The 26,534-nt window shown below is 70.0% G+C and carries 30 protein-coding genes, 1 tRNA gene and 1 pseudogene; 14 read left to right on the top strand and 18 right to left on the bottom strand.

The window, feature by feature from the left end:
* Positions 1–85: 85 nt before the first annotated feature.
* A complete protein-coding gene (locus CYAGR_RS06910) occupies positions 86–430 on the bottom strand; it encodes a PilZ domain-containing protein (RefSeq protein WP_015109085.1) in 345 nt (114 codons plus the stop codon).
* A 161-nt stretch (positions 431–591) separates the two neighbouring features.
* Positions 592–1,065, bottom strand: coding sequence for a thioredoxin domain-containing protein (locus CYAGR_RS06905; protein WP_015109084.1), 474 nt, complete (start codon positions 1,063–1,065; stop codon positions 592–594).
* Positions 1,066–1,214: 149 nt separating this feature from the next.
* On the opposite strand from CYAGR_RS06905, the gene CYAGR_RS06900 reads away from it, so the two are divergent.
* From CYAGR_RS06900 to CYAGR_RS06880, 5 genes are all read left to right on the top strand, one after another.
* Positions 1,215–2,192, top strand: coding sequence for a DnaJ C-terminal domain-containing protein (locus CYAGR_RS06900; protein WP_015109083.1), 978 nt, complete (start codon positions 1,215–1,217; stop codon positions 2,190–2,192).
* Between the two features lie 32 nt (positions 2,193–2,224).
* Positions 2,225–3,076, top strand: coding sequence for a hypothetical protein (locus CYAGR_RS06895; RefSeq protein WP_156818413.1), 852 nt, complete (start codon positions 2,225–2,227; stop codon positions 3,074–3,076).
* A gap of 78 nt (positions 3,077–3,154) precedes the next feature.
* On the top strand, positions 3,155–4,156 hold the full coding sequence (gene hemB / locus CYAGR_RS06890) for a porphobilinogen synthase (protein ID WP_015109081.1): 1,002 nt from the start codon (positions 3,155–3,157) through the stop codon (positions 4,154–4,156).
* Between the two features lie 45 nt (positions 4,157–4,201).
* Positions 4,202–4,621 (top strand): VOC family protein, encoded by a 420-nt coding sequence (locus CYAGR_RS06885; RefSeq protein ID WP_015109080.1) that lies wholly within the window; start codon positions 4,202–4,204, stop codon positions 4,619–4,621.
* A gap of 11 nt (positions 4,622–4,632) precedes the next feature.
* Positions 4,633–7,080 carry an endonuclease MutS2 gene (locus CYAGR_RS06880; protein ID WP_043325528.1) on the top strand — a complete coding sequence of 816 codons (2,448 nt, stop codon included), beginning with the start codon at positions 4,633–4,635 and terminating at the stop codon, positions 7,078–7,080.
* Between the two features lie 45 nt (positions 7,081–7,125).
* Here the strand turns inward: CYAGR_RS06880 and CYAGR_RS06875 are convergent, their stop codons facing one another.
* Positions 7,126–8,364, bottom strand: coding sequence for an ABC transporter ATP-binding protein (locus CYAGR_RS06875; protein ID WP_015109078.1), 1,239 nt, complete (start codon positions 8,362–8,364; stop codon positions 7,126–7,128).
* A gap of 64 nt (positions 8,365–8,428) precedes the next feature.
* Here CYAGR_RS06875 and cgtA point away from each other — a divergent pair.
* Positions 8,429–9,422 (top strand): annotated as a pseudogene (gene cgtA / locus CYAGR_RS06870) (Obg family GTPase CgtA).
* Between the two features lie 12 nt (positions 9,423–9,434).
* On the opposite strand, the gene CYAGR_RS06865 reads toward cgtA, so the two are convergent.
* Positions 9,435–9,653, bottom strand: a complete 219-nt coding sequence (locus CYAGR_RS06865; protein WP_043325524.1) for a Calvin cycle protein CP12 — start codon at positions 9,651–9,653, stop codon at positions 9,435–9,437.
* A gap of 190 nt (positions 9,654–9,843) precedes the next feature.
* Here CYAGR_RS06865 and CYAGR_RS06860 point away from each other — a divergent pair, with 190 nt between their 5' ends.
* Positions 9,844–10,332 carry a hypothetical protein gene (locus tag CYAGR_RS06860; protein WP_015109075.1) on the top strand — a complete coding sequence of 163 codons (489 nt, stop codon included), beginning with the start codon at positions 9,844–9,846 and terminating at the stop codon, positions 10,330–10,332.
* On the opposite strand, the gene CYAGR_RS06855 is transcribed toward CYAGR_RS06860, so the two are convergent.
* From CYAGR_RS06855 to CYAGR_RS06845, 3 genes are read right to left on the bottom strand one after another with little or no spacing between them, the layout of a single operon-like run.
* Positions 10,306–12,240, bottom strand: a complete 1,935-nt coding sequence (locus CYAGR_RS06855) for an ABC-F family ATP-binding cassette domain-containing protein (RefSeq protein WP_015109074.1) — start codon at positions 12,238–12,240, stop codon at positions 10,306–10,308. The two genes, CYAGR_RS06860 and CYAGR_RS06855, sit on opposite strands and share 27 nt — an antisense overlap.
* Complete coding sequence (locus CYAGR_RS06850; protein WP_015109073.1) at positions 12,237–12,911, bottom strand: DUF2301 domain-containing membrane protein; 675 nt, start codon at positions 12,909–12,911, stop codon at positions 12,237–12,239. The genes CYAGR_RS06855 and CYAGR_RS06850 overlap by 4 nt, the downstream gene beginning before the upstream one ends.
* A complete protein-coding gene (locus CYAGR_RS06845) occupies positions 12,908–13,900 on the bottom strand; it encodes a glutathione S-transferase C-terminal domain-containing protein (RefSeq protein WP_015109072.1) in 993 nt (330 codons plus the stop codon). The genes CYAGR_RS06850 and CYAGR_RS06845 overlap by 4 nt, the downstream gene beginning before the upstream one ends.
* Before the next feature lie 60 nt (positions 13,901–13,960).
* Between CYAGR_RS06845 and CYAGR_RS06840 the strand changes: the two genes are divergently transcribed.
* The gene (locus tag CYAGR_RS06840; protein ID WP_015109071.1) at positions 13,961–14,905 is read left to right on the top strand and encodes an aspartoacylase; all 945 of its coding nucleotides are present in this window, start codon (positions 13,961–13,963) and stop codon (positions 14,903–14,905) included.
* On the opposite strand, the gene CYAGR_RS06835 is transcribed toward CYAGR_RS06840, so the two are convergent.
* On the bottom strand, positions 14,890–15,315 hold the full coding sequence (locus CYAGR_RS06835) for a hypothetical protein (protein ID WP_015109070.1): 426 nt from the start codon (positions 15,313–15,315) through the stop codon (positions 14,890–14,892). The two genes, CYAGR_RS06840 and CYAGR_RS06835, sit on opposite strands and share 16 nt — an antisense overlap.
* A gap of 2 nt (positions 15,316–15,317) precedes the next feature.
* Positions 15,318–15,671 carry a hypothetical protein gene (locus CYAGR_RS06830; RefSeq protein WP_015109069.1) on the bottom strand — a complete coding sequence of 118 codons (354 nt, stop codon included), beginning with the start codon at positions 15,669–15,671 and terminating at the stop codon, positions 15,318–15,320.
* Between the two features lie 205 nt (positions 15,672–15,876).
* Between CYAGR_RS06830 and psbA the strand changes: the two genes are divergently transcribed.
* From psbA to CYAGR_RS19065, 3 genes are all read left to right on the top strand, one after another.
* Positions 15,877–16,956 carry a photosystem II q(b) protein gene (gene psbA / locus CYAGR_RS06825; protein WP_015109068.1) on the top strand — a complete coding sequence of 360 codons (1,080 nt, stop codon included), beginning with the start codon at positions 15,877–15,879 and terminating at the stop codon, positions 16,954–16,956.
* A gap of 192 nt (positions 16,957–17,148) precedes the next feature.
* Positions 17,149–18,096, top strand: a complete 948-nt coding sequence (locus CYAGR_RS06820) for an HAD family hydrolase (RefSeq protein WP_015109067.1) — start codon at positions 17,149–17,151, stop codon at positions 18,094–18,096.
* 5 nt (positions 18,097–18,101) lie between these two features.
* Positions 18,102–18,845 (top strand): pentapeptide repeat-containing protein, encoded by a 744-nt coding sequence (locus CYAGR_RS19065; protein WP_015109066.1) that lies wholly within the window; start codon positions 18,102–18,104, stop codon positions 18,843–18,845.
* Between the two features lie 7 nt (positions 18,846–18,852).
* Here CYAGR_RS19065 and CYAGR_RS06810 read toward each other — a convergent pair whose 3' ends face one another.
* Entirely contained in the window at positions 18,853–19,191 is a 339-nt protein-coding gene (locus CYAGR_RS06810) for a PilZ domain-containing protein (RefSeq protein WP_015109065.1), read from the bottom strand.
* Between the two features lie 339 nt (positions 19,192–19,530).
* Here CYAGR_RS06810 and CYAGR_RS18235 point away from each other — a divergent pair, with 339 nt between their 5' ends.
* Positions 19,531–19,701 carry a hypothetical protein gene (locus tag CYAGR_RS18235; RefSeq protein ID WP_015109064.1) on the top strand — a complete coding sequence of 57 codons (171 nt, stop codon included), beginning with the start codon at positions 19,531–19,533 and terminating at the stop codon, positions 19,699–19,701.
* A gap of 18 nt (positions 19,702–19,719) precedes the next feature.
* Here the strand turns inward: CYAGR_RS18235 and CYAGR_RS06805 are convergent, their stop codons facing one another.
* The 5 genes from CYAGR_RS06805 to CYAGR_RS06785 all read right to left on the bottom strand — a co-directional run bounded on the left by CYAGR_RS06805 (position 19,720) and on the right by CYAGR_RS06785 (position 24,715).
* Complete coding sequence (locus CYAGR_RS06805) at positions 19,720–20,244, bottom strand: hypothetical protein (RefSeq protein ID WP_015109063.1); 525 nt, start codon at positions 20,242–20,244, stop codon at positions 19,720–19,722.
* 44 nt (positions 20,245–20,288) lie between these two features.
* A complete protein-coding gene (locus CYAGR_RS06800; protein WP_015109062.1) occupies positions 20,289–21,254 on the bottom strand; it encodes a histone deacetylase family protein in 966 nt (321 codons plus the stop codon).
* Positions 21,254–21,880 carry a DUF3598 family protein gene (locus tag CYAGR_RS18230; protein ID WP_015109061.1) on the bottom strand — a complete coding sequence of 209 codons (627 nt, stop codon included), beginning with the start codon at positions 21,878–21,880 and terminating at the stop codon, positions 21,254–21,256. The genes CYAGR_RS06800 and CYAGR_RS18230 overlap by 1 nt, the downstream gene beginning before the upstream one ends.
* Positions 21,881–22,374: 494 nt before the next feature.
* The gene (gene arsJ / locus CYAGR_RS06790; RefSeq protein ID WP_015109059.1) at positions 22,375–23,667 is read right to left on the bottom strand and encodes an organoarsenical effux MFS transporter ArsJ; all 1,293 of its coding nucleotides are present in this window, start codon (positions 23,665–23,667) and stop codon (positions 22,375–22,377) included.
* Between the two features lie 7 nt (positions 23,668–23,674).
* Positions 23,675–24,715, bottom strand: coding sequence for an ArsJ-associated glyceraldehyde-3-phosphate dehydrogenase (locus CYAGR_RS06785; protein WP_043325521.1), 1,041 nt, complete (start codon positions 24,713–24,715; stop codon positions 23,675–23,677).
* Positions 24,716–24,768: 53 nt separating this feature from the next.
* Between CYAGR_RS06785 and CYAGR_RS06780 the strand changes: the two genes are divergently transcribed.
* Both CYAGR_RS06780 and CYAGR_RS06775 read left to right on the top strand, forming a co-directional pair.
* On the top strand, positions 24,769–25,143 hold the full coding sequence (locus tag CYAGR_RS06780) for an ArsR/SmtB family transcription factor (protein ID WP_015109057.1): 375 nt from the start codon (positions 24,769–24,771) through the stop codon (positions 25,141–25,143).
* 44 nt (positions 25,144–25,187) lie between these two features.
* Complete coding sequence (locus CYAGR_RS06775) at positions 25,188–25,592, top strand: YccF domain-containing protein (protein ID WP_015109056.1); 405 nt, start codon at positions 25,188–25,190, stop codon at positions 25,590–25,592.
* On the opposite strand, the gene CYAGR_RS06770 is transcribed toward CYAGR_RS06775, so the two are convergent.
* The 3 genes from CYAGR_RS06770 to CYAGR_RS06760 all read right to left on the bottom strand — a co-directional run bounded on the left by CYAGR_RS06770 (position 25,589) and on the right by CYAGR_RS06760 (position 26,521).
* A complete protein-coding gene (locus CYAGR_RS06770; RefSeq protein WP_015109055.1) occupies positions 25,589–26,011 on the bottom strand; it encodes a type II toxin-antitoxin system VapC family toxin in 423 nt (140 codons plus the stop codon). The genes CYAGR_RS06775 and CYAGR_RS06770 overlap by 4 nt on opposite strands.
* 13 nt (positions 26,012–26,024) lie before the next feature.
* Entirely contained in the window at positions 26,025–26,360 is a 336-nt protein-coding gene (locus CYAGR_RS06765) for an AbrB/MazE/SpoVT family DNA-binding domain-containing protein (RefSeq protein WP_015109054.1), read from the bottom strand.
* Between the two features lie 87 nt (positions 26,361–26,447).
* A tRNA-Arg gene (locus tag CYAGR_RS06760) sits at positions 26,448–26,521 on the bottom strand.
* Positions 26,522–26,534 lie beyond the last annotated feature (13 nt).

Here is a 26,534-nt window from a genome sequence, read left to right as displayed (position 1 = left end):
ACGGGCTTTGATGACCGGATGAGACTCGCGCCCGCTGTAATGATGGCTGGACATGCATGCGCCGCCGGAGTGCAGCGCATGAGCATCAGGACTCGTCCGCCTTGATCAGGAGTCTGAGAAACGTCTTGGAGATGTCGAAACCCTCTTCAAACCTGAGGCCCGAGTAGTGGGCACCCCTGAGCTGATTGATCCAGATCAGTTCGCCTGTGGTTTCAATGACCTCTGCATTGCTGGGATCGTGGAAGCGAATCTGGGCAGGGGTTCCCATGGGAACCTGCTGAAAGCTGCGGATGCAGGCGCCGGAACGGCTCACATCCCAGAGATGGCCGGAATAACAATGATCCTGAAAAAATACCTCGACTTTAATGAGGATCTGAAAAAAGGGCGCTGAAAACTTGGGTTCTCGAACGGGATTTTGAGACTCCTTCATGTCCCTGGGGAGAGGAGATTGGCTCCAGAGGGGTTTCAGTGTTCTGCAGAAATGGTTCACAGACTCTACCAAAATCAATCCTCCCGTCTACCTGTGATCTCCCATACACAGTGACAGTGGACAGGTGGTTTTCCGGGTGCTCTGCGGCACCCTTTCCACCGTCAGGGGTTGTCCGTTCCAGGCGCCTGGCGGAAGCCGCTCCAGCGCTTCAGTTCCTCCAGCGTCTGCACGCCCTCCACCCGGCTGCTCCCCAGGACCCAGGTGGGGTAGGCCTTGATGCCGGCCGCCTGGCAGCGGTCCCGGCCTTCGCTGGTCTTGTCGCACTCCACGTAGGGCAGCCGGTCCCCCGCCTGCTGGCCGAAGAGGCTCTTCTGGCGGAAGCAGGCCGGGCACCACCAGGCGCCGTAGAACACGGCCCCGATCCGCCGCAGGTGCTCCGTCAGCTCCAGCTGATCGCCGCTGGAGGGGGCCAGGGCCTCCCCGAGGGTGGGGGTGGTGGAGGCGCCAGCCTGGCCGCCGTGGGCCGGGGTGCTGACACTCAGCAGCCCCCCCGCCAGGGCGGACAGTCCACCCAGCAGCAGCAGGGACGGGGCCGAAGACCGCCGGGGCGATCGGGGGGGGCAAGGGGTGCGCATTGAAGGGTCGAAGTAGCCGGGAATCTAGGCCGGCCCCCCGGTGCCGTACGGGCTTCCGCCCTGCCCGGGCCTGTGAATTCAGCGGCGGGACTGGGACAATTCCCAGGTTCGACGGTGACCGGGCGCCCTGGCGAAATGAGCGAGACGAGATGAGCGTGAACGGTTACCGCGACTACTTCAAAGTTCTGGGTGTGGAAAGGGGCACCGATGCCGACGGCATCAAACGGGCCTTCCGCAAGCTCGCCCGCCAGTACCACCCGGATGTGAATCCAGGCGATGCCTCCGCCGAGGCTCGCTTCAAGGAGATCAGCGAAGCCTATGAAGTGCTCTCCGATCCCGAGAAGCGCCGTCGCTATGAGCAGTTCGGCCAGTACTGGAACCAGATGGGCGGCAGTGGCGGCGGTGCCCCCGGTGTGGATGTCGACTTCGGCCGTTACGGCAACTTCGACGACTTCATCAATGATCTGCTGGGACGCTTCGGTGGCGGCGCCGCGGCCGGAGCCCCCGGCGGTTTCGGCTTCGGCAGCGGCTTCCCCGGTGGCTTCGGCTCCGGTTTCGGTGCTGCCGGCGCCGAGCGCGCCACCCAGGTGCAGCTGGATGCCGAGGCCACCATCAGCCTGCCGGTGGCCGATGCCTTCCGCGGCTGCGAGCGCACCCTCGCCGTCAACGAGGAGCGGGTGCAGGTGCGCATTCCCGCCGGTGTCAAGGACGGCAGCCGTCTGCGGCTGAAGGGCAAGGGCAACCTGCAGCCCGGCACGGGTCGCCGCGGGGACCTCTATCTCACCCTCAAGCTCCAGCCCCACCCCGTCTGGCGCCTCGATGGCGACCAGCTGCGGGCCGAGCTTCCCCTCAGCCTCGACGAACTGGCCCTGGGGGGCGAGGTGCGCGTGGCCACCCCCGATGGCGAAGCCACCATCCAGGTGCCCCCCGGCATGACCCTCGGCCGCAGCCTGCGGCTCAAGGGCAAGGGCTGGCCGGTGAGGGACGGCCGGGGGGATCTGCTGTTCACCCCGACCCTGAAGCTGCCCGACAGCCTCAGCCCCCGGGAGCGGGACCTGCTCGAGCAGCTGCGCCAGGCCCGCAGTGTCGACCCCCGCAAGGACTGGATCAGCTCCGCGGCCCTCTAGGAGCCAGCCACCTCCGAAGGTGATCCCCCAGGGTGGCCGAGGGAGGTTCAGGAGCTGCTGGAGAAGCAGGGCATCACGGCGCTGCAGTTTGTGGAGCTCATGAACCAGGTCAATTCCTCTTCGGCCCAGATTCAGGCGGATACCCCGACGGCGGTGGCGCGACTGGGCGATCGCTTCTATCAGCTTTTCGCTATTCCGCCAGCCTCTATATTCCGGTAGTCGATCTGAAGAGATCGCCGTTTGAGCGATTGATTCTGCCGATCCTCTTTGAAGTGGTTCCTGATGTGTTCGCTCGCCAGAACAAGAACGTCGTTCTTGTTCATGATGGTGATTCGAAGAGCAGCCAGATTGGGGCCTATGCAACCATCAATGGGTACGATATTGAGGATGTGAGATTTGTTTCCTCCAGCCATTCCTATGGAGCCGACTGGGGGATGGGGCAGGAGGGTCTCGACTACTCGAGATTGGCTGCGGACGTGGTGATGCGGAGTGATCTGTTCTCCAGCTTCGTAACCTGGATTCTGCCGTTGCTGATCGTGATGCTGATTGTACTTCTGGCGCCCTCACTGGTGGGGGAGCTGGGGGATGTCAGGCTGGCCATCCCCTCCACGGCTCTGCTGACGCTGATCTTTCTGCAGCAGTCCTGCAAGGCTGAGCTGCCGTCGTTGAGCCACCTCACGTTCCTGGACTGTCTCTATGCCTATGCCTACATTGTCTCCCTGGTGCTGTTTGTGCTGTTTCTCTGGGGTACGAACGTCTACGCAGAAGCCAGTGAGCAGGAGCGGACCGGTGCTTTGCGCAGGATCAACCGCATGGATCGGGTCTTCCAGCTGACCGCCTGTGCTGGCTTTGTCCTGATCGCCATCTGGGCGTGGTTTTCTTGACGGGAGCGGTGCCGTTCGGGGCGGTGGCGCTATCTCCGGAAGGCGGGGCTTTAGGATCACCAAACTGTTCATCACGGCATGGATCTCACGTATCGTCCCCGTCGCCTGCGCCGCACGCCGGCCCTGAGGGCCATGGTGCGGGAGTTCCAGCTCAGTGCCGCCGATTTCATCTATCCGCTGTTCGTGCACGAGGGCGCGTCCAACGAACCCATTGGCGCCATGCCCGGCGCCCAGCGCTGGAGCCTGGAGGGGCTGGTGGCGGAGGTGGGCCGGGCCTGGGACCTGGGCATCCGCTGCGTGGTGCTGTTCCCCAAGGTGGCCGACGGCCTCAAGACCGAGGATGGCAGCGAGTGCTTCAACGAGGGCGGCCTGATTCCCCGGGCGATCCGGCGCCTCAAGCAGGAGCATCCGGCCATGGCGATCATGACCGATGTGGCCCTCGATCCCTATTCCTGCGACGGCCATGACGGCATCGTCAGCAGCGAGGGGGTGGTGCTCAACGACGAGACCGTCAGCCTGCTGTGCCGCCAGGCGGTGGCCCAGGCCCGGGCCGGAGCCGATCTGATCGGCCCCAGCGACATGATGGACGGCCGGGTGGGTGCGATCCGCGAGGCCCTCGACGAGGAGGGTTTCGAGCACGTCGGGATCATCAGCTACACCGCCAAGTACGCCTCCGCCTACTACGGCCCCTTCCGCGAGGCGCTGGATTCGGCCCCCCGGGCGGTGAGCAGCAAGCCCATCCCCAAGGACAAGAGCACCTACCAGATGGATCCGGCCAACGGCCGCGAAGCCCTCACCGAAGCCCTGCTCGACGAGCAGGAGGGGGCCGACATCCTGATGGTGAAGCCGGGCCTGGCCTACCTCGACGTCATCCATCGACTGCGGGGCGAAAGCGAGCTGCCCATCGCCGCCTACAACGTCAGCGGCGAGTACGCCATGGTCAAGGCGGCCGCCGAGCGGGGCTGGATCGACGAGCGGGCCGTGGTGCTGGAAACCCTGCTCTGCTTCAAGCGGGCCGGCGCCGACCTGATCCTCACCTACCACGCCTGCGACGCCGCCCAGTGGCTGCGCGACGGCTGAGCCGCACCGCTTGAATGGTGCGATGAACCGTCGCTGCCCTCTCCCATGACGCGTCTCGGCCACGTGGCGGTGCGGGTCCAGGACATGGAGCGAGCCAAGCGCTTCTACGAGGGGCTGGGGCTGCGCCTCACCTGGGATGCCCAGGACTGGGCCTACATGCAGTCGCCCGCCAACGGCGATGGCATCGCCCTGCTCAGCCCGAGCTACACCGCCGCCGGCCCCCACTTCGCCTTCCACTTCAGCGACCGCGCCGAGGTGGATGCGGTGCACGACCGGCTTGAGGCGGCGGGCCACCGGGTGGGTCCGGTGCACGACCATCGGGACGGCACCGCCTCCTTCTACCTGCAGGATCCGGAGGGCAACTGGCTGGAGATGCTCTACGAGCCCGCCGCCGGCATTCCCTCCAACGTGGGAGCCGCCGCCATCCCCGCCCCTGCCCCCGCCCCCGTCGCACCGGCGGGGTGAGCGCACCCCCTGTGAGCGAGATCCACCAGGACACCCTGGAGCTGCTGGAGTGGCCCCGGCTGGCCGAGCACCTGGCCGGTTTCGCCGGTACCGTCGCCGGCCGCCGCCACTGCGCCGGTCTCGGCCTGCCGGACCATCCGGCCGAGAGCCGCCGCCTGCTGCTGGAAACCACCGAGCTGCTGGCCCTCGACGGCCTCTGCGAGGGGGGCCTGAGCCTGCAGGGGGCCGGGGACATCGCCGCCACGGTGGCCCTCTGCGCCAAGGGGGGCTGCGCCGGCGGCGAGGAGCTGCTGGCGCTGGCCGCCACCCTGGCGACGGCGCGGCGGCTGCGGCGCCAGATCGAGGACCCGGAGCTGCGTCCCGTCACCACCGCCTTGGTGGCCGAACTGCGCACCCTGCCGGAGCTGGAGCAGCGGCTCCACTTCTGCCTCGAGGAGGGCGGCCGGGTGGCGGATCGGGCCAGCGGCCCCCTGGAGGCGGTGCGGCGCCAGCTGCTGGCCCTGCGCGCCGAACGGCGCGACCGGCTGCAGGAGCTGGTGCGCCGCTACGGCTCTCTGCTCCAGGACACGGTGGTGAGCGAGCGGGGCGGCCGGCCGGTGCTGGCGGTGAAGGCGGGTGCCGCCGCCCAGGTGGGCGGCCTGGTGCACGACAGTTCCGCCTCCGGCAGCACAGTGTACGTGGAACCCCAGGCGGTGATTCCCCTGGGCAACCGCATCCGCGATGCCGAGGGCCAGGAGCGGGAGCTGGAGCGGCAGGTGCGCAGCGAGCTCAGCGCCCTGGTGGGCGAGCAGGCCGAACCCCTCGACCACCTCCAGCAGGTGCTGGTGCGGATCGACGCGGGCCTGGCCCGGGCCCGCTACGGCCAGTGGCTGGGGGCGGTGCGGCCCGAGCTGGCCGATTCGGCCGACGCCCCCTTCGAGCTCTGCGACCTGCGCCACCCCCTGCTGCTCTGGCAGGAGCGGCGCGAGGGCGGCCGGCCGGTGGTGCCCGTGACCATCCGGGTGGGGCCCGAGCTGCGGGTGGTGGCGATCACGGGTCCCAACACCGGCGGCAAGACGGTGACCCTCAAGAGCCTGGGGCTGGCGGCCCTGATGGCCCGCGCCGGCCTGTTCCTGCCCTGCGCCGGTACCCCAAGGCTGCCCTGGTGCGGCCAGGTGCTGGCCGACATCGGCGACGAGCAGTCGCTGCAGCAGAACCTCTCCACCTTCAGCGGCCACATCCGCCGTATCGCCCGGATTCTGGCGGCCTTGCCGGCAGGGGCGGGCTTCCCGGAGGGGGCGGCCCTGCCCCAGGGTCCGGCGTCCCTAGTGCTGCTCGACGAGGTGGGGGCCGGCACCGATCCCACCGAGGGCAGCGCCCTGGCCGCCGCCCTGCTGCGCCACCTCGCCGACCGCGCCCGCCTCACCGTCGCCACCACCCACTTCGGCGAACTCAAGGCGCTCAAGTACGCCGATCCCCGTTTCGAGAATGCGTCGGTGGCCTTCGACGTGGAGACCCTCTCGCCCACCTACCGGCTGCAGTGGGGCATCCCCGGCCGCAGCAACGCCCTGGCGATCGCCTCCCGCCTGGGGCTCGACCCCGCCGTGCTGGCGGTGGCCGCCGCCCAGCTGGAGCCCGGCGGCGAGGGAGACGTCAACCGGGTGATCGAGGGTCTGGAGCAGGAGCGCCAGCGCCAGCAGGAGGCGGCCGAGGCGGCGGCGGCGCTGCTGGCCCGCACCGAACTGCTCCACGAGGAACTGCTGCAGCGCTGGTCGCAGCAGAAGGAGCAGTCGGCGGAACTGCAGGAGCAGCGCCGCCAGCGGCTGGAGCTGTCGATCCGGGAGGGGCAGGGGGAGGTGCGGCGGCTGATCCGGCGGCTGCGCTCGGTGGGCCAGGAGGTGCGCGTGGGCGGACGGGTGGCCGGCGAGACGGCCCGCCAGGCCGGCCAGCGGCTGCGGCGCCTCGAGCAGCAGCACCGGCCCCTGCCGGAGCGGCGCGACCACGGCGGCTGGCGGCCCCGGGTGGGCGATCGCATCCGGCTGCTGGCCCTGGGCAAGGCCGCTGAGGTGCTGGCGATCTCCGACGACGGCAGTGAGCTCAGCGTCCGCTGCGGCGTGCTGCGGCTGACGGTGGAACTCGCCGGCATCGAGGGGCTGCACGGCGAGAAGCCGGCCCCCCCCGAGCCGCCGCCCCAGGTGCGCATCCGCAGCCGCCGGTCCCCCGGCAGCCGTGGGCCCGAGGTGCGCACCGAGGGCAACACCGTGGACGTGCGCGGTCTGCGGGTGCACGAGGCCGAGGCTGCGGTGGAGGAGCGCCTGCGCGGTGCCAACGGCCCGGTGTGGGTGATCCACGGCATCGGCACCGGCAAGCTCAAGCGGGGCCTGCGGGAATGGCTCTCCGGTCTGCCCTGGGTGGAGCGGGTCAGCGATGCCGATCAGGGGGACGGGGGGCCCGGCTGCAGCGTCATCTGGGTGAAGTGAGGCCCTGCCGGCGGCTCAGGGGCTGATGGGTCAGTGGCTGATGGGTCAGTGGCTGATGGCGGGCAGCTGGGGTTCCTGTCGTGGCGGCGGGGTGGTGGCCTCGGCCGGCAGCAGGGCCGCCCCGAGCCCGTCGAACAGGCGCCAGCCCGTGGGCTCCACATCCAGATGCACGGTCTGGCCCACGGTCACGTTCTGGTCCGGGCTGGCCCGCACCAGCACCAGGTGGCTGCCCTCCAGCAGCCGGCAGGTGACGAGTTGCTCGTTGCCCAGGGCCTCGCAGTGGCTCACCTCCGCCGCCAGGTTGCGGTTGGTGGCCGGGGCCAGCCGCAGGTGCTCCGGCCGCAGGCCGCCGGTGATCCGGTGGCCGATCCAGTCGCCCAGCAGGTCGGCCATCGGACCCTCCACCGGGAAGCGCCGCCCCCCCAGCAGCAGCTGGGCGGAACCGGCCACCTCCACCGGCAGCAGGTTCATCGCCGGGCTGCCGATGAACTGGGCCACGAACAGGTTGGACGGCCACTGGTACAGCTGCATCGGGGTGCCCAGCTGCTGCAGCCGGCCCTCGTTGAGCACGGCGATGCGGTGGCCCATGGTCATCGCCTCCACCTGGTCGTGGGTGACGTAGAGGGTGGTGGTGCCCAGGCGCCGCTGCAGCTCCACGATCTGGGTGCGGGTGCCGGTGCGCAGCTTGGCGTCCAGGTTGCTGAGGGGTTCATCCATCAGGAACACCGCCGGCTGGCGGGCGATGGCCCGGCCCAGCGCCACCCGCTGCTTCTGGCCGCCGGAGAGCTCCTTGGGCCGGCGCTGCAGCAGCGGCTCCAGCTCCAGGGTGGCGGCCACTTCGTCGACGCGCGCCGCGATGCGACGCTCCCGCTCGGAGCCGATCCGCAGGGCCGCGGGCAGGCGGCTGGTGGCCCGGTGCAGGCTGTCCTGAAGCTGCTGGGGCAGGCTGCGGTGGCGGCTGCGGCGCAGGCCGAAGCCGATGTTGTCGGCCACGCTGAGGTGGGGGTAGAGCGCGTAGCTCTGGAACACCATCGCCACGTCGCGCTGGGCCGGCCGCAGCCGGCTCACGGGACGTTCCCCCACGTAGATCTCGCCCGCCGTGGTGGCTTCCAGCCCCGCCAGCAGGCGCAGCAGGGTGCTCTTGCCGCAGCCCGAAGGGCCGACCAGCACGAGGAATTCACCGTCCTGGATGTGCAGGTCGAGCTGGCGCAGCACCTCCACCGGCCTGCCGCCGCGACGGGGCGGGTAGGTCTTGCCGACCTTCTCGAAGCGGACCTCGGCCAAACCAGGGGTGCAACCGGGGGATCCTAGGGTTGTTCCTCATCCGCGCCCCGGCCGAACCCCTTCCTTGCAGTTCATCGATCAGGCCCGCATCGCCGTGCGCGCCGGCCGCGGCGGCGACGGCATCGTGGCCTTCCGTCGTGAGAAGTACGTCCCCGCCGGCGGGCCCTCCGGTGGCGACGGTGGCCGCGGCGGTGACGTGCTCCTCGTCGCCGATGCCAACCTCCAGACCCTGCTGGATTTCAAGTACCGGCGCCTGTTCGCCGCCGACGATGGCCGCCGTGGCGGGCCGAATCGCTCCACCGGGGCCAGTGCCTCCACCCTGACGATCCGGGTGCCCTGCGGCACGGAGGTGCGCGACTGCCGCACCGGCATCCTGCTGGGGGACCTCACCAACGCCGGTGAGGAGCTGCTGGTGGCGGCCGGTGGCCGGGGGGGCCTGGGCAACGCCCACTACCTCAGCAACCGCAACCGGGCGCCGGAGAAGTTCACCGAGGGCAAGGAGGGGGAGGAATGGCTGCTGCAGCTGGAACTCAAGCTGCTGGCCGAGGTGGGGATCATCGGCCTGCCGAACGCCGGCAAGAGCACCCTGATCGCCGTGCTCTCGGCGGCCCGGCCCAAGATTGCCGACTACCCCTTCACCACCTTGGTGCCCAATCTGGGGGTGGTGCGGCGCCCGAGCGGGGATGGCACCGTCTTCGCCGACATCCCCGGCCTGATCGCGGGCGCGGCGCGCGGCGCCGGCCTGGGCCATGACTTCCTGCGGCACATCGAACGCACTCGTTTGCTGCTGCATCTGGTGGATGCGGGGGCGGAGGATGTGCTGGCGGATCTGCGGGTGGTGGAGGAGGAGCTGGCCGCCTACGGCCATGGCCTCAGTGAGCGCCCCCGCCTGGTGGTGCTCAACAAGATGGAGCTGCGGGATGCCGCCGAGCTCGAGGAGCTGGTGGCCGCCGTCGACGCTCACATCGGCCGAGCCCCCGCTGGTGATTTCGGCGGCGGCCTCCCAAGGCCTCGATGCCCTGCTGGCCGCCGTGTGGGGCCAGCTGGGTATTGCCTGATTCCGGAATCGGTCAGTCGTCGTAGACGCGGCACTCGGGAGCTTCGGGGTTGAGGTCGCAGTAGACCTCCAGGGGGGTGGGGTCATGGTTGTCCTCGGGGTGGTGCTCCTTGTACTCGTTGAGGGCCTTGAGCTCCTCCTCGAGGTGGCGCACCTTGCCGAGATTGCCGTCGGCCTTGGCCGATTCGATCTCGACTTTGTCCTTCTCGATGTGATCGTCGATCGTCTTCATGCAAAAACCGGCCGTCACGGGTCGGAACTCACCGCAGACACCATACGGTCGAGGCTGGGGGATCGCCGTCTCCTGTGGGTCTCCGCACATGCCGCCGGCCGGGGCCTGACCGTTGCAAACCCGGCGCCGGCGGCTGCGTTGGGGGCTCCCCCGTGGCTAGCAGCGGAATGGACAGTGCCCCGGTTGGCCCATGACACGCATCAGCAAGCGGCGGGAACGGCATTTCATCGACGAGCACGGGCGGCTCTTCTGGATCAACGGTCCCGAAACCCACTGCTACCTCTCCGAGCAGCGCCAGTGGCGCCGGGGCCTCGGCTTCGAGGAGGTGCTGATCTGGAAACAGTGCGCTCCCAGCGGTCTCGTCAGCCAGCGCTTCGCCAGCGTCCGGGCGGCCCTGGAGGCCTTCCAGGCCGACGCGGTGCAGTGGTATCAGGATCTCTACCTGCGCCGCATGGGAGACCAGATGGCGGCCCATCGCAGCGTCGACGACTACAAGCCCACAGCCATGCAGCAGGCCGAAGCCCGGGGTGCCCGGGTGCAGCGCCAGCCCTGGCTGCTGCCGGAGCCCGCCGGGCCGGTCTGTGGCCTGCCCCCCCGGTTCGCCGATGGGGCGGGCTTGCTGGAGGTGCCCCACCCCCACCGCCGCCGGCGCTCAGGTTGCCAGCTCGCTGAGCGTTAGCCAGCGCTCCTCGGCGGCGGCGATCCGCTCCACCAGGGCCGCCAGCTCGTGGGTCAGGGCCTCCAGGCGGGCGTAGTCCGGGCCGCTGGGGGCCGCCAGGTGCTGCTCCAGCTCCCTGCGGCGCTGCTCGAGCTCCGGCAGTTCGCTCTCGAGGCGCTCCAGCTCCCGGGCCTCCTTGAAGCTGCGCCGCCGGCGTCCCGCCGTCGCCGCTTTGGTGGTTGGCGACGACCGCCGGGTGGACTCCGTTGCGGCGGCAGTCCCGGCAGATGGACTGGCGGATGGACCGAGGGTGGCGGCCGGGGCCTGGGGCCGCCGCTCCAGCCAGCTGCTGTAGTTGCCCTCGAAGCGCTCCAGCCGGCCCCCCTCAAAGTGGAACAGGCGGTCGACGGTGCGGTCCAGAAACCAGCGGTCGTGGGAGACCACCACCACACAGCCGCGGAAATCCTCGAGGAAGTCCTCCAGCACGCTCAGGGTTTGCACGTCGAGGTCGTTGGTGGGCTCGTCCAGCAGCAGCACGTTGGGGGCCTCGATCAGCAGCCGGCAGAGATGCAGCCGTCGGCGCTCGCCCCCGGAAAGTTTGGCCACCGGCTGGTGCTGCTGGGCGGGGGGAAACAGGAACCGCTCCAGCAGCTGGGAGGCCGTCAGCTCCACCCCGTCCACCTGCACCCGGCTGGCGGCCTCCTGCACCACCTCGATCACCTTGCGCTTGCCGTCCCTGGCCAGCAGCACGTCGCTGTGCTGGTCGAAGTAGGCCAGCTTCACCGTCGCCCCCAGCTCCAGCAGGCCGTCGCTGGGGGGGCGGCGGCCGGCGATCACCTCCAGCAGGCTGGATTTACCGGCTCCGTTGGGCCCGATGATCCCCACCCGGTCCTCGGGGCTGAAGTCGTAGCTGAAGTCCCGTAGCAGGGTGCGATCCCCCACGGCCACCGCCAGGCCCTCGGCGGTGATGGCCCGCTTGCCGATGCGCCGGGCGGTGGCGGCCATCGCCAGGCTGGCCCGCCCCTGACGGGTGGGGGTCTCCAGCAGGGCATCGATGCGCTGCAGCCGGGCCTTCTGCTTGGTGCTGCGGGCCTTGGGGCCCTGGCGCAGCCAGGCCAGCTCCCGCCGCAGGGTGCCCTTGAGCTTGGCGGCGGTGGAGGCTTCGGCCTCCTCCTCGGCCGCCTTCAGGGCCAGGTAGGTGCCGTAGTTGCCCTCATAGGGCCGGGCCTCGCCCCGCTCCACCGCCACAATCCGGCGGGTGACCCGATCGAGCAGGTAGCGGTCGTGGGTGACGAGTACCAGGGCGCCGGCGAAGCGATCCAGGTAGCTCTGCAGCCACTCCACCCCTTCAGCATCGAGGTGGTTGGTGGGTTCATCCAGCAGCAGCACCTCCGGCTCGGCCACCAGGGCCGCCGCCAGGGCGACGCGGCGCCGGTTGCCGCCGGAGAGCTCCCCGATCGTCCGCTCCTGGTGGTCCGCGTCGATGCCCAGGCGCTCCAGCACCTCCCGGCAGCGTCGCTCCAGGTCCCAGGCCTGGCAACCGTCCATGCGGTGCTGCAGGGCGCTCAGGCGGGCCAGCAGCTGGTCGTCTTCGGCGCCGCTGGCCAGCTGGTGGCTCACCCCGGCGTACTCCCGCAGCAGGGCCATGGCTTCCCCATCACCGGCGAACACCTGCTCAAGCACGGTCAGGGCCGGATCCAGCCGAGGCTCCTGGTCGAGCAGCACCACCCGGGTGCGGGCGTGGCAGCGGCGCTCCCCGCGATCGAGCGGTTCGAGACCCGCCAGCACCCGCAGCAGGGTGCTCTTGCCGGCGCCGTTGGGGCCGATCAGCCCCAGCCGGTCCCGCTCCCCCACGTGCAGATCGAGGCCGGCGAACAGGCTGCGCAGGCCGAAGTCCTTGGCGGCCCCCACCAGGCTGATCAGGCTCATGGGGCTTTGACGGACGGGCCCGGCCCCCGGCGCTGCTGTTCCAGGTGGGCGAAGACGCTCTTGTCGCCCACGTCCGCCGCCGCCGGCATCGGGAACTTGCGCAGGCAGAGCACCAGCAGCAGCAGGGCTTCGGCCGCCAGCAGGCTGGCGGTGGTGGCCGGGCTCAGCACGCCGGCCAGGCGGCCGAGCAGGGCCAGGGGCAGCAGCAGGGTGACGCCGATCGCCTCCGGGCGCTGGAAGCAGAAGAACTCCTTGAAGCCGATGCCGGCCAGGGCGGCGAAGTAGGGCCCCACCGCCAGGATCCAGAGGGGCTGGTCCACCAGGGCGGGAAGCATCTGGCCCGGTCCGGCCCGCAGGGCCAGCAGCGCTCCGCCCAGGCAGCCCGCCAGCCAGAACAGCTGCAGGGCCCGGTGCAGGGGACGCAGGTAGATGTGGATCCAGCGCAGGGCCAGGCCAAGTCCGGCCGCCATCACCAGCAGCCAGGGCCAGAGCAGGCTGGGGCCGAGCTGGCGCCACTGGGCCAGCAGGGCCAGCTGGCCGAGGGCCACGGTCGTCAGGGCCAGGCGGTAGCCGAGCACCTCGCGGCGGTCGGTGGCGGTGATCGTGAAGCGGCCGTACACCCCCTCGAAGACGGGGTCGGCGCCGTCCGGGGTGGCCAGGGTGCTGCTCATCGGATGGGGGCGCCGGGGGCGGCTGGGGGCGGGCTGCCCACCAGTGTGGCCAGGTCCGGTCCCGCCGGGACGATGCCGGAGGGATGCAGGGGGAACAGGGCCCCGAAATAGTCGGTCCGCCAGGCGTCCGGGAAGCAGGTGGCGGCCACCCCTTCGAGGCTGTGGAAGCGCCGCCGCCAGTCCCACAGCCGGGGCAGCTGCCAGAGGGGCCGGCGGCTGCAGCCGAACAGGGGGGCGTAGACCAGTTCCATCCGGATCAGGGTGGGGAAGAGCACCACATCCGCCAGGCTGGGCCCGGCGCCGCCGCAGAGCCAGCCGCCGCTCTCCCCGCCGGCGGCGAGGGCCGCCTCGACCGCCTCCAGGGCGGCGAACAGGGCCGCCTCGGCCTCGTCGTAGGCCGCCTGGTTGCGGGCGAAGCCACAGCGGTACACCCCATCGTTGACCTCCCCCTGCAGGCGCTCCCGCCAGGCGGTGATCGCCGGCAGATCCGCCGGGGGGGCCAGCTCCGGAGCCCCGGGCACCGAGGGCCAGGCGTTGAGCAGCTCGATCAGGCGGGCGCTCTCGTTCACCAGGATCGTCCCCGTCCGCCGGGAATAGAGGGCCGGCACGGTGGCCCGGGCCCGGGGATCGGCGCCGCTGCGGCGGTAGAGCTCCAGCAGGGTCGCGCAGCCCTCGAAGGGCTCGCTGAACCGCCAGCGACCGGCGTCGGGATCGGGAACCACCACCACCGTGTCGATCATCGGGGCCAGGCCCCGCAGGCTCCAGGTGATCCAGGCCCGATGGGCCCAGGGGCAGCTGCGGCCCACGATCAGCACATGGGTGCCGGCCTCGGCGGCGTCCGCTGGCACCGGTGGCAGGGCCGTGAAGGCCCCGGCCGGCCGGCGGTAGCGGCCCTGGCTGTCGGCGGGGCCGAGGCCGCCCATCAGCAGGCGCCACTGGCACTGCCAGAGCTGCCGGGCGGAGCGCACCAGTGCGGCGGGCGGGGCCATGGACATTCCGGTTCGCTGCCCTGACTCTGCGCCAGGCTGGGGCCCGTGAGCGAGCAGGTGATGGTGGCGGGCCGGGTGATGGTGGTGGGGGGGACCCACGGCAACGAGCGCAACGCGCCCTGGCTGCTGGAGGCCTGGGGACGGCATCCGGCGCTGCTGCGCAGCAGCGGCCTCGCCCTGGAGCTGGTGCTGGGTAACCCCGCCGCCCATGCCGCCGGGGTGCGCTACCTCGACCAGGACCTCAACCGCAGCTTCGTGCCCGACCTGCTGGCCGCCCCCGGACCGGGGAACCGGGAACTGGAGCGGGCCCGGGAACTGCTGGCCCGCCACGCGCCCAGCGGCAGCGCCCCCTGCCTGGTGGCCCTCGACCTGCACAGCACCACGGCCGCCATGGGCAGCAGCCTGGTGGTCTACGGCCGGCGGCCGGCCGATCTGGCCCTGGCGGCGGGCTTGCAGCAGCGCCTGGGCCTGCCGATCTACCTGCATGAGCAGGACCGGGCCCAGACCGGCTACCTGGTCGAGCGCTGGCCCTGCGGGCTGGTGGTGGAGGTGGGCCCGGTGCCCCAGGGCGTGATCCAGGAGCCCATCTGCCGGCAGAGCCAGCTGGCCCTGGAGGCGGCCCTGGAGGTGCTGGCGGAGGCCCGCTCCGGAACCCTGCGGCAGCCGGAGCGGCTAGTGGTGCACCGGCACCTGGGCAGCCTCGATCTGCCGCGCCATGGGGATGGTTCCCCGGCGGCGGTGGTGCATCCCCAGCGCCAGGGCCGCGACTGGCAGCCGATCGCCGCCGGCGACCCGCTGTTCCTGACGGCCGAGGGGGCCACGATCCCCTTCCACCCGCGGGAGGACCAGGAGGAGGGGCCCGTCTGGGCGGTGTTCATCAACGAGGCCGCCTACGGCGAGAAGGGCATCGCCCTCAGCCTCACCCGCCGGGAGTCCTGGCCGGTGGCGCCGGGCTGGGGCCAGGCCCTGGCCGACCTGGCCCGGGAGCTTCAGAGCCCGGGCTGAGCCTGGGGCGGGCCGGCGGGGGCGGGCTGGGAGCGGGGCACGCCGTTGTAGGAGATGCTGAGGACGCTGCGTCCATCCGGGGCAACGAGGATCTCCGTCTCCACCGATGGCGGCAGGCCGAGCTGGACCCAGCCGGGCACGCCGCCGTAGAAGCGGAACAGGAAACCCTCGGCATCGGCGCGCACCAGGCAGCTGCCGCCGCTGCGCTCGTACATGCACAGCGCGGGCCGGTAGACCCCGAGGCCGCCGTTGATGACCTCGGCGCGCATCCGGGCCAGGTTCGCGGCGCGGCCCCGCTGAAAGGCCTGCTCCTGGGTCATCTGGGCCCGGGCCGGGGCGGCCCCCGCCACGGGGACGGCCAGCAGCAGGGCCAGGCAGCCCAGCAGGGGCCGCAGGGGGGAGGAGGTCATGGTCATCCGCAGACGAGGGTGGTCTGTTCCTTGGTGCAGGGGAGGTCGGTCCTGCTGCCGTCGGCCCAGTAGATGCGCAGCCGGTCGTCCTCGGTGTCGGTGCGGAGGGTCAGCGACTTGATGACGCCAGCGGGGGGCTTGCCGGCCGGATCGGCGGTGTCGGGGCGAAGATCGGTCTTGTTGAGCCGCTGCTCGAGCTGCTGGATCTTGAGTTCAAGCTGCTCGATGCGGCGGCTCTCGGGATTGGGCAGTCCCTGGCAACCGGCCGCCAGCAGGGAGAGCAGCAGCAGGGCGGGCAGCGGCCCGCGCAGGCACCGACGCGGTGGCTGGGGAGGAAGCGACGAACGCGAGACCATCGGCGGCAGGGCGGGATGACCGGAGCACCTCACCTCCTAGCAGCGGCAGGGGGGCCAGGCCAGGCGGGAAACTCATCTTTTGTTCATGAAGACGCCTCACACCCCGCAATGGTCTGTTACATTGCTGTGAGGCGATCCGTCGCCCTTCCTTACGCCCACGGCCAGCGCACCCGCGCCCCGCCCGACGGCACACTTTCCTGCACTCATGACCGCCACTCTCCAGCAGCGCTCCGGCGCTTCGGTGTGGAACCAGTTCTGTGAGTGGGTCACCTCCACCAACAACCGCCTCTACGTCGGTTGGTTCGGTGTGCTGATGATCCCCACCCTGCTGGCCGCCACCATCTGCTTCATCGTCGCCTTCATCGCGGCGCCCCCCGTCGACATCGACGGCATCCGTGAGCCCGTCGCCGGCTCCCTGATGTACGGCAACAACATCATCTCCGGCGCCGTTGTTCCTTCCAGCAACGCCATCGGCCTGCACTTCTATCCCATCTGGGAAGCCGCCAGCCTCGACGAGTGGCTGTACAACGGTGGCCCCTACCAGCTGGTGGTCTTCCACTTCCTGATCGGCGTCTTCGCCTACATGGGCCGCGAGTGGGAACTCTCCTACCGCCTCGGCATGCGCCCCTGGATCTGCGTCGCCTACTCCGCCCCCGTGGCGGCCGCCAGCGCCGTGTTCCTGATTTACCCCTTCGGTCAGGGTTCCTTCTCCGACGGCATGCCCCTCGGCATCAGCGGCACCTTCAATTACATGCTGGTGTTCCAGGCTGAGCACAACATCCTGATGCACCCCTTCCACATGCTGGGTGTGGCGGGTGTGTTCGGTGGCTCCCTGTTCTCCGCCATGCATGGCTCCCTCGTCACCAGCTCCCTGGTGCGTGAGACGACCGAGAGCGAGTCGCAGAACTACGGCTACAAGTTCGGCCAAGAGGAAGAGACCTACAACATCGTGGCTGCCCACGGTTACTTCGGTCGCCTGATCTTCCAGTACGCCTCCTTCAACAACAGCCGCAGCCTCCACTTCTTCCTGGCCGCCTGGCCCGTGATCGGCATCTGGTTCACCGCCCTGGGCGTGAGCACGATGGCCTTCAACCTGAACGGCTTCAACTTCAACCAGTCCATCCTGGATGGTCAGGGCCGGGTGATCAACACCTGGGCCGATGTGCTCAACCGTGCCGGCCTCGGCATGGAAGTGATGCACGAGCGCAATGCGCACAACTTCCCCCTCGACCTGGCCGCCGCCAGCGCCACCCCTGTGGCCCTGACCGCTCCGGCGATCGGCTGATCCAGCCCCTCCAGATCTCCTGGAATCTTTCAACCCCCTGCTCACGCAGGGGGTTTTTTCATGGCGACGCGGTCCGGCTGGGCCTGGCTGGGGGTTCCCCGTCGCTGTGCCAGCGTGGTCGGGTGGAATTCCGCTGCCGGCCGTCCGCTCAAGCTCCGGCCAACACGGCAGGCCCCCACGGCACGCGACCCCATGACCGCTGACGCTGGCCCCGATCCCCTGCCCTCCTGGCGGGAGGGCAGCGTCAAAAGGCGTCTGCTCGCGTTCGTCGCGGCCGTCAGCACCCCCGGGGACCCCGCCTGGGTGGCGCCGGAGGAGCGGATCGCCGTGTTCGACAACGACGGCACGCTCTGGTCGGAGCAGCCGATGTACGTGCAGCTGGCCTTCGCCCTCCAGCGGGCCCGCAGCCTGGTGGCGGAGCGGGCCGAGCTGGCCCGCCATCCGCTGGTGGCAGCAGCCCTGGCCGACGACATCGACGCCCTGATGGGCCACGGCCTGCGGGGGCTGCTGGAACTGGCCGCCCTCACCCACGCCGGGATGGCCGACGCGGCCTTCACCGACCTGGCCCGCGCCTGGCTGCGGGAGGCCCGCCATCCCGGGCTGGGGGTGCCCTACACCGGGCTCGTCTACCAGCCGATGTTGGAACTGCTGGCGCTCCTGCGGGCCAGGGAGTTCCGCAGCTGGATCGTGACCGGCGGGGGTGTCGAGTTCGTGCGGGTGTTCGCCGAGGAGTCCTACGGCATCCCTCCGGAGCGGGTGATCGGCTCGACGCTGCAGCTGCGCTATGGCGAGGAGAGCGGCCAGCCGACTGTCTGGCGCGAACCCGTGGTCGATTCCATCAACGACGGCGACGCCAAGCCGGTGGGCATCGCACGGGCCATCGGTCGCCGCCCGATCGCGGCCTTCGGCAACTCCGACGGCGACCTGGCGATGCTGCGCTGGACCACCGCCGGCCCCGGCCAGCGGCTGGGGCTGCTGCTGCACCACGATGACGGCGAGCGGGAGGTGGCCTACGACCGCACCTCCCGCTTCGGCCGCCTGGATCAGGGCCTGAAGCTGGCCCAACGCCACGACTGGAGCCTGGTCAGCCTGCGGCGTGACTGGGACCGGATCTTCCCCTCGCCTCCAACCCAGGACTAACCCGGATGCGCAGGCCCTCCCCCGACTCCACCTGGTATGCCCGCCAGAAACGCCGGCGCGCCTCGCCGTTCTTCCGACTGCTGGACCGCTCCTTCGGTTTCCGGGTGCTGGTGGCCGGGCTGCTGTCCTTCGCGTTGCTGGCCGTGGTCAATCGCTTCGAGAACTGCCATGCCAAGGCCGGGCAGGCCGATTGTCTGACCAGCAATGTGCTGGAAATCATCAGCATCGGCACGGTCGAATCGTTCAGCATCGTTACGGCGGCAATCTTCTATCTGCTCGAAGCCGGTCAGCGCAAGGAGAAGGAGCACCAGGAGATGTTCGAGCTGCTTCTGGCCCAGCGTCAGGCCGGGGCCTCCAACAGCCTCGGACGACTTCGGGCCCTGGAGATGTTTTCCGCCGATGGCCTCTGGCAGGACGGCTTTGATCTGCAGGGATCGGATCTCGAAGGCCTGAGGATCCCTTTTGGCCGCTGGCGTGGTGCCAATTTCTCCAACACGGTGCTGCGCAACGCCGATTGCCATGGCGCTGATCTGGCCCAGGCTGATTTCAGCAGCTCGGATCTGACGGCGGCGGATTTCAGGGGCGCCGATCTGCGTGGGGCCAACTTCAGCGGTGCCGACCTGACCCAGGCTGATCTGCGGGGGGCCCTCCTCGACGGGGCCAGGTTCCACGGCGCCGTTCTCAGCCGGACGCTCACGGACGGCCCCCTTCCGGTTCAGGACGGTGGACCGAGTGGCGAGGGGGAGTGATCCAGGCTCAGGCGACGAGCCTGGTGAGGGCGTCCTGGGAGAGAGAGGCGTTGACGAAGGACAGGCCTACGTAGGTGTTGAAGCCGGTGTTGCGCACCCAGCACACCTTGGAGCGCAGGGTCACCTTGGAGCCGGCGTCATAGTTGTGGGCTTCGAAAAAAACCGTGTCGTCCTCCTGAACGTCCAGGTTGCCTTGACGCAGGATGCAGGCTCCCTGCACGCTGACATCGCGAAGATTGACGAACACCGATTTCTTCGTGGGAAGGGTGAGACTGACCGAAACGCCGACCGGGACGAGGTGCCGTGTTCTGGCCCGCTTCCCTTCGGGATGCTGATCCTGGTACATCAAAAGGGAACCACACACCCCTGCCATGAAGCGCAAGCAGGAGAAGAACCCACCTTAGCTCCTGTCCAAGATGTTGGTACCCCTTGGGCCCTGCCCCGGCGGCTCCCCGGCCAAGGGAGGCCGCGGCATCCGCTACGGTGAGTGGATTCGGCAGAAGCCGGCGAACCTGTTGTTCGCCTTCGCCGGAGCCAGCACCGAGCCGCCCCGCGCTTCCTGGGGTCGGTCCACCAGGTCCAACGTCGGTCCATCAGGCCCAACAGTGGTTGCCGTGTGCGATTCCCCGCGGGGGAACGGCAGCCTCCCGGTGCGAGATCCATATCCTCTTGTCCAACCTTCCGAATGAACACCCTCTCCAGGCGCCCGTCCGCCGCGACCCGCCCCAGCTCCAGCCCCGCCATCGCCGGCCGGGGCCCCCATGCCTACCCCTGCTGCCCCCTGGAGGCCCGGCCGGCCCGCCACGATCCCTCCCAGCATCCCCTCACCTGGGAGGACCTGTTCGGCCGCCGCTGAGGGCGGCGGCGTCCCTGCTCAATCGTCGTCGTCGTCACGGTCGCGGCGCTTGTCCAGCACGTAGACGCGGCCATCGGGGGTCACCAGCCGTTTCCCCGCCTGACGGGAGGCCCGCCAGCGATCGCGCGCTTCCTCGGCACGCCTGAGCTGCCGGGCCTGCCGGGCCTGGGCGGCCCGCACCCGCGGCGCGTAGGTGTCGCGGTACCAGGCGTCCTGGACGAACAGGACCGGCACGGTGCAGGCCTGGTAGAGCCCGCAGTAGCGGCCCCAGTCACGGGCCTGCTGGGGGGGCACCCGCAGGTAGATGGGCGCGATCGCGGACTGGCCCCAGCGGTCGCTGCCCAAGGGGGGCCTGGCGATCACCGGGCCGTAGCCGAGCACCGGCGGTGGCGCCAGGTTGCCGATGGAGATCCGGCCGAAGTAGCCCGACTGCCCCAGGGGCACGGTCAGGGAGGTCTGGGCCTGGACCGGGGCGTAGACGATTCCGGCGCCGCAGACCACCACAAGGGCGGCGTGGAGCAGGCGGGAGGAACGGCTGATCATGGCGGAAGCTCCGTGGCCCCACCAGAAAAACGCCCCCGTATGACTCAGCCCTGACCGGGGCGGGGGCCATCTGTGACCGGACATGACCGCTCCGTGCCGGTGGCGTGGATCCGGGCGAGCCCATCGGCGGCCCGCACCACCAGGGTGTGGCGCTCCACCAGGGCCGCCAGGTCGTCGTAGCCCCCGCCGATGACGGTGGCCACCGGCAGGCGGCGCCGCAGGGCCGCATCGATCACCAGCCGGTCGCGCCTGTGCAGGCCGTCATCGCTCAGCTCCAGCCGGCCGAGGCGGTCGTCCCGGTGGGGATCGACGCCGGCGTTGTAGAGCACCAGATCCGGGCGCACCTGATCCAGCAGATCCGGCAGGGTCCGCTCCAGGGTCCGCAGGTAGGCGTCATCCCCGACGCCGTCCTCCAGGGCCAGGTCAAGGTCGCCCGTCTGCTTGTGCAGGGGGAAGTTGCTGGCCGCGTGCATCGAGAAGCTGAACACCCGGGGGTCGCCGGTGAAGATCGCCGCCGTGCCGTCCCCCTGGTGCACGTCCAGATCCACCACCAGCACCTGCCGCACCAGGCCCTCGGCCAGCAGCACCCTGGCCGCCACGGCGCAGTCGTTGAAGATGCAGAAGCCGCTGCCGTGCAGCGGGAAGGCGTGGTGGGTGCCGCCGGCCAGGTGGCAGGCCAGGCCATGGCGCAGGGCCAGCCGGGCCGTGAGTACGGTGCCCCCCACCGCCAGCCAGCTGCGGCGCACCAGCGGTTCCGACACGGGCAGGCCGATGCGGCGCACCTCCTGGGGGGTGAGCAGCCCCCGGGAGAAGGCCTCGTGGTAGCCGCGCCCATGCACCAGCTCCAGCCAGCGGCGTGGCGCCGGCAGGGGCTGGTGGATCTGCCCCGGGCGGGCCAGCTCCAGCTGCTCCAGCCGCTCCTTCAGCAACCGGAACTTCTGCATCGGGAAGCGATGGCCGCTGGGGAGGGGAACCGCATAGGCCGGGTGATACACCAGCGGGGGGCCCATCAGTCCGGCGGCAGCGGCTCCAGCAGACCGTAGGGGGTGTAGCGCCGCTCGATCCGGCACGGGCAGGCGCCGGCGGGGTGCCAGGCGAGCGTCACCCGCACGGGCCCCGGCTGGCCGGGCGCGGGGGCAATGACCACCTCCACGTCGTCGTCCAAGCGCCAGCGGCTGCCGCTGGCCTCCCCTGAGGCGATGGTCTCGATCTCGGCGACCAGCAGCGTGGCGGGGCCGCCGTCACCTGTGCCGGGCCGCCATTCCCGGGCATAGGTGAAGCTCTCGAGCCGCTCGACGCCATGGCGCAGCACCACGCGCCGGCGCCGCTCGCCGTGGACGACGCAGAGCTCGGCGATCCAGGGCCACGGGCCCATCCGATCCATGCCCAGGCTCCAGTGGCCGGCGTCGCTGATCTGCATCGCTGCCGGCGGCTCGCGGAAGCGCATCGGCACGGTGCGACCGGAATTGAGGTAGGTGAGGGCGGCCTCGATCGTGCCGTCCTCATCGCTCACCCGCAGGCGGGTGGGGAAGCGCTCGATCTCGCGGCCATCGGGGCCGAGCCGGTGGAACAGGCCCTCCCAGCAGCCGCCGTTCACCTCCAGCAACCTCTGGCGGGGCGGGGCACTCGATGGCATGGCACGTGGGGAAAGGGTGTCCAGCATGGCGACAACAGACTCGCCGGCGGAGGCAGGACTGCTGGGGCTACCCGAACGCACGGCTTGCGTCCGACTGGCAGAGCCCACAAGGCTCAGAAGAGAAAGGCAACGGTGAGGACCAAGGCCAACAGTCCGAGGATCTCCAGGCCGGAAACCCGATACAGGGGATGGCTCGCTTCCGTGAGCGTGAAGAGTCGGTAGCGCCGTTTGATGGTGCGCTTCCTTAAGGACTGAGGCGTTCGGGACTTCTCCATCACAAGGCTGCCCAAGCGGCCAGAGGCAGCTACCTCGGCAGGCCATGCCGGGTGACGCCCACCTCCAACGCGCTGAGCAAGGGGTTCAAAGTCAGGAGATTTTAGTCTCTTGTTCATTCGATGAGAGTTTTGTTGACAACGCTTTTCACTTCATCGCCCAGGGCCGACATCGGGCGATCGCCATCAGATCCAGCGCGACCACCGTCTACCCCCGATGACTCACCCCCCTGAGGACGGCTGCAGGTCTTGGGGTCGCTTCTGCCGCGGCGGTGCCGGCAGCCGGGTGCTCACCAGAGCGGCCAGCCCCACCAGCAGGGCCGAGCTCCACAAGCAGGCCTGCAGGCCCCCCACCAGGAACAGGGCACCCGAGAGCACCGTGCCGAGCAGGCGGCCGCCGGCGTTGGCCATGTAATAGAAGCCCACGTTCAGGCTCACCGATTCGGCATCGGTGTAGGCCAGGATCATGTAGCTGTGGATCGAGGAATTCATGGCGAACACCACCCCGAAGGCCGCCAGTCCCACCACCACGGCCACACCGGGATTCCCCACCTCGCGCCAGAGGGCGATGGCGATCAGGGCCGGAATGGCGGTGAGCAGTCCGCTCCAGAAGGTCACGGCGGAGACGCCTGGCGGCGCGGTCTGGCCCCAGCGGCGCCGCAGGGCCGGGGCCGATCCCTGCACCAGGCCATAGCCGATCACCCACAGCCCCATGAAGCCGCCCACCTCCCAGTAGCGCCAGCCGAGGGTGGTCTGCAGGAACACCGGCAGGGCCACCACGAACCAGACATCCCTGGCGCCGAAGAGAAAGAACCGGGCCAGGGAGATGCGATTGATGCCGGGGGACTTGGAGAACAGGGAGGTGAAGGCGGGCTTCTGTTTCATGCGGCCGATCTCCCCGGGCAGCACCAGGGTGAACAGGAAGGCCAGGAACAGGCCGGCTGCCATGGCGCCGACGGCGGCGTTGAAGCCGATCGTGGCCAGCAGCAGGCCGCCGAGGAAGAACCCCACTCCCTTGAGGGCGTTCTTGGAGCCGGTGAGGATCGCCACCCACTGGAACAGCTGGCTCTCGCCCTTGTCGTGGTCGTCGGGGGTTTCCGGAACCACCGACTTGATGGCACTTTTGGCGCTCATCTTGTTGAGATCCTTGGCGATGCCGCTGAGCGCCTGGGCCACCATCACATAGGCCACGCTCCACCATTTCGGCCAGCTGTCGGCAACGGGCACCAGCATCAGCAGGGCCGCCACCTGCATCAGGGTGCCGGTCCAGAGGGTGAGGCGCAGGCCGAAGCGGGCCCCCAGCCAGCCGCCGCAGAGGTTGGTGATGATGCCGAAGAACTCGTAGAAGAGAAACAGGAAGGCGATCTCCAGGGTGCTGTAGCCCAGCGAGCGGAAGTGGAACACCACCAGCATCCGCAGGGCGCCGTCGGTAAGGGTGAAGCACCAGTAGTTGGCCGTGACGATGGCGTACTGCTGCAGGGCCGTGAGCGGCCGGCCGGAGAGGGTCGGAAGCATCGGCCGCTCACTCCGCCCGGGCGGCGTCCAGAGCCACCACATGGCAGGCCAGATCCGCCATCCGGCAGCTGTAGCCCCACTCGTTGTCGTACCAGGCGTACACCTTCAGCTGGGTGCCATTGATCACCATCGTCGAGAGAGCATCGACGATCGAACTGCGGCTGTCGTTGATGTAGTCGACCGAAACCAGGGGCCGCTCCTCGTAGCCCAGGATGCCCAGCAGCGGGCCCGCCGCCGCCGCCGCGAAGGCGCCGTTCACCTCCTCCACCGTCACCGGGCGCTCCAGCTCGAACACCGCATCGGTGAGCGAGGCATTGAGCAGGGGCACGCGAACGGCATGGCCGTTGAGCTTGCCCTGCAGCTCGGGGAAGATCAGGCCGATGGCCTTGGCCGAGCCGGTGGTGGTGGGGATCAGGCTCTGGCTGCAGGAGCGCGCCCGGCGCAGATCGCTCTTGAAGCTGTCGATCACCACCTGGGTGTTGGTGATGTTGTGCAGGGTGGTGATCGAGCCATGGCGGATGCCGAAGCTCTCGTGCACCACCTTCACCACCGGCGCCAGGCAGTTGGTGGTGCAGGAGGCGGCGGTGAGCACCCGGTGCCGCTCCGGCACGTAGGTGCCGTGGTTGATGCCGAAGACGATGTTGGGGATGGCGATGCCGTCCAGCTCCCCCTTCACGGGACAGGCCACGATCACCCGCTTCACGCCGCTCTGCCGCAGGTAGGGGGCGAGGGCCTCGGGGGTCTTGACCTTGCCGCTGCACTCGAGCACCAGCTCCACTCCCGCTTCCTGCCAGGGCACCAGCGCCGGATCGCTCCCCCGCGACCAGCCCACCCGGCTCCCGTCGACCGTGAAGCCCCCGCCGTCGGCCTCGGCCGCCACCGCCCGGCTCCAGCGGCCGTGCACCGAGTCGAACTCCAGCAGGTGGGCAGCGCCGGCGGCGTCCCCGGCGCTGTCATTAACGTGAACCAGCACCAGGCCCGGCCGCCCCCAGAGGGCGCGGAACACCAGGCGACCAATCCGCCCGAACCCGTTGATGCCGATCCTCACAGCGCCTGCCGCGACAAGCCCGTACCCTCGCATCAAGCAGAGTTGATCGATTTATGGCCGGGTTAAGGACCGCTGCTGCTCCGCCGATCCCCGGTGCTTCTGGGCCGATCGCCTGTGCTTCGGCCCCCCTGGAGGCCGAAGAGGCACGCCTGCTGCTGCGGGCCCTGGCCGATCCGATCCGCCTGCAGGTGATCGAGGCCCTCGGCGGCGGCGAGCGCTGTGTCTGCGACCTCACCGCCGACCTGGGCCTGGCCCAGTCGAAGCTCTCGTTTCACCTCAAGGTGCTCAGGGAGACGGGCCTGCTGGCCGACCGCCAGAGCGGCCGCTGGGTCTACTACCGCCTGCAGCCCCAGGCCCTGGAGCGCCTGCGGGGCTGGCTCGCCGCCCTGGCCGCCAGCTGCACCGCTCCGGCCGAACCCTGCGGCTGAAGGCCCCAGCGGCGTCATGCTGGAGCGCAGCACCGGCTCTCCCCATGCTGCGCTTCCTGCTCAACGTCCTCTGGTTCGTGCTGGGGGGCTTCGTGATGGGCCTGGGCTGGTGGCTGGCCGGCCTGGTGGCGGCGATCACGATCGTGGGGATCCCCTGGGCCCGGGCCTGCTTCGTGATCGGCAATTTCTCCTTCTGGCCGTTCGGCTACGAGGCCGTCAGCCGCCGGGAGCTCACCGGCCGGATGGATTTCGGCACCGGGCCCCTGGGGCTGGTCGGCAACGTGATCTGGTTCCTGCTGGCCGGCTGGTGGCTGGCGATCGGCCATCTGAGCGCAGCGGTGGCCTGTTTCGTGACGATCGTGGGCATCCCCTTCGGCCTCCAGCACATCAAGCTCGCCCTGATCGCCCTGGCCCCGATCGGCATGCAGGTGGTGCCGGTACGGCGCTAATCAAGCGCTGGAGCCAGGCCCAGGGCGGCGGCGGCCTGCCGCATCCGCCCGTCGAAGCTGGCTAGATGGGAGCAGCGGCTGTGCAGGGCCACCGCCAGGTGCAGGGCATCACCGGCGCGCAGTCCGAGCGAGGGATCCTGCAGCAGCTCAGCGGCCTGGCGGAATCGGTCCCGGTCGAGGGAGCGCAGGTCAACCCCGCCCTGCAACAGGCGCTCGAAATGGTCGCCGGCGGCCCTGCGGGCTTCCGGGCTGAGGCCGTGGTGGCGCTGCTTGAGGCCCAGGGCGCTGTGGGTTTCGGTGATCAGCCAGTCGCTGCTGATCAGGGTTTCGCGGCAGTGCTCCAGCCATTCCAGCGCCCGTGGGCTGGACGCTTCCGGGGTCAGCAGGGCGACCACGACGCTGGTGTCCAGGTAGATCACGGCGGGCCCGGCCTCACCAGCGCTCCTGGTCCCGGCACGCTTCGATCACCGAAGGGGTGATCGGCATGGTGGCCTGCAGCTGGCGCAGGTCGGCGGCCAGCGCGCGGCGATCCAGCCGTTGCAGGGGCTCCAGGCTCAGCCGGCCGTCGGGTCCGACGACGATCTCGATCGGGTCGCCCTCCCGCAGCCCCGCCTGACGCAGGCACTCGGCCGGGATCCGGACAGCCAGGCTGTTGCCCCAGCGGCGGATCGCCTGCTGGACCCGCCGGCCAGGTTCCTCCGCCCGTTGACCGGGCTGGGGGTGAACGGAATCTGGTTGAGGGGCCTGGGAAGGTGCCAATGCGCCCATGCCGGACGCCGCCGGCGTGGTGTAGATACACGACTCTACATGGCTTGATCGGGCTCCAAGGCCCAGATCCCCGCCCGTTCCCACCAACGCCCCCTGATGGATTCGAACCATCGACCGGCTGCTTAGAAGGCAGCTGCTCTATCCAGCTGAGCTAAGGGAGCACGGTGCGCATTG

The organism is Cyanobium gracile PCC 6307 (assembly GCF_000316515.1).
Lineage (GTDB): Bacteria > Cyanobacteriota > Cyanobacteriia > PCC-6307 > Cyanobiaceae > Cyanobium > Cyanobium gracile.
This window is presented reverse-complemented; position numbering and strand designations above follow the sequence as displayed.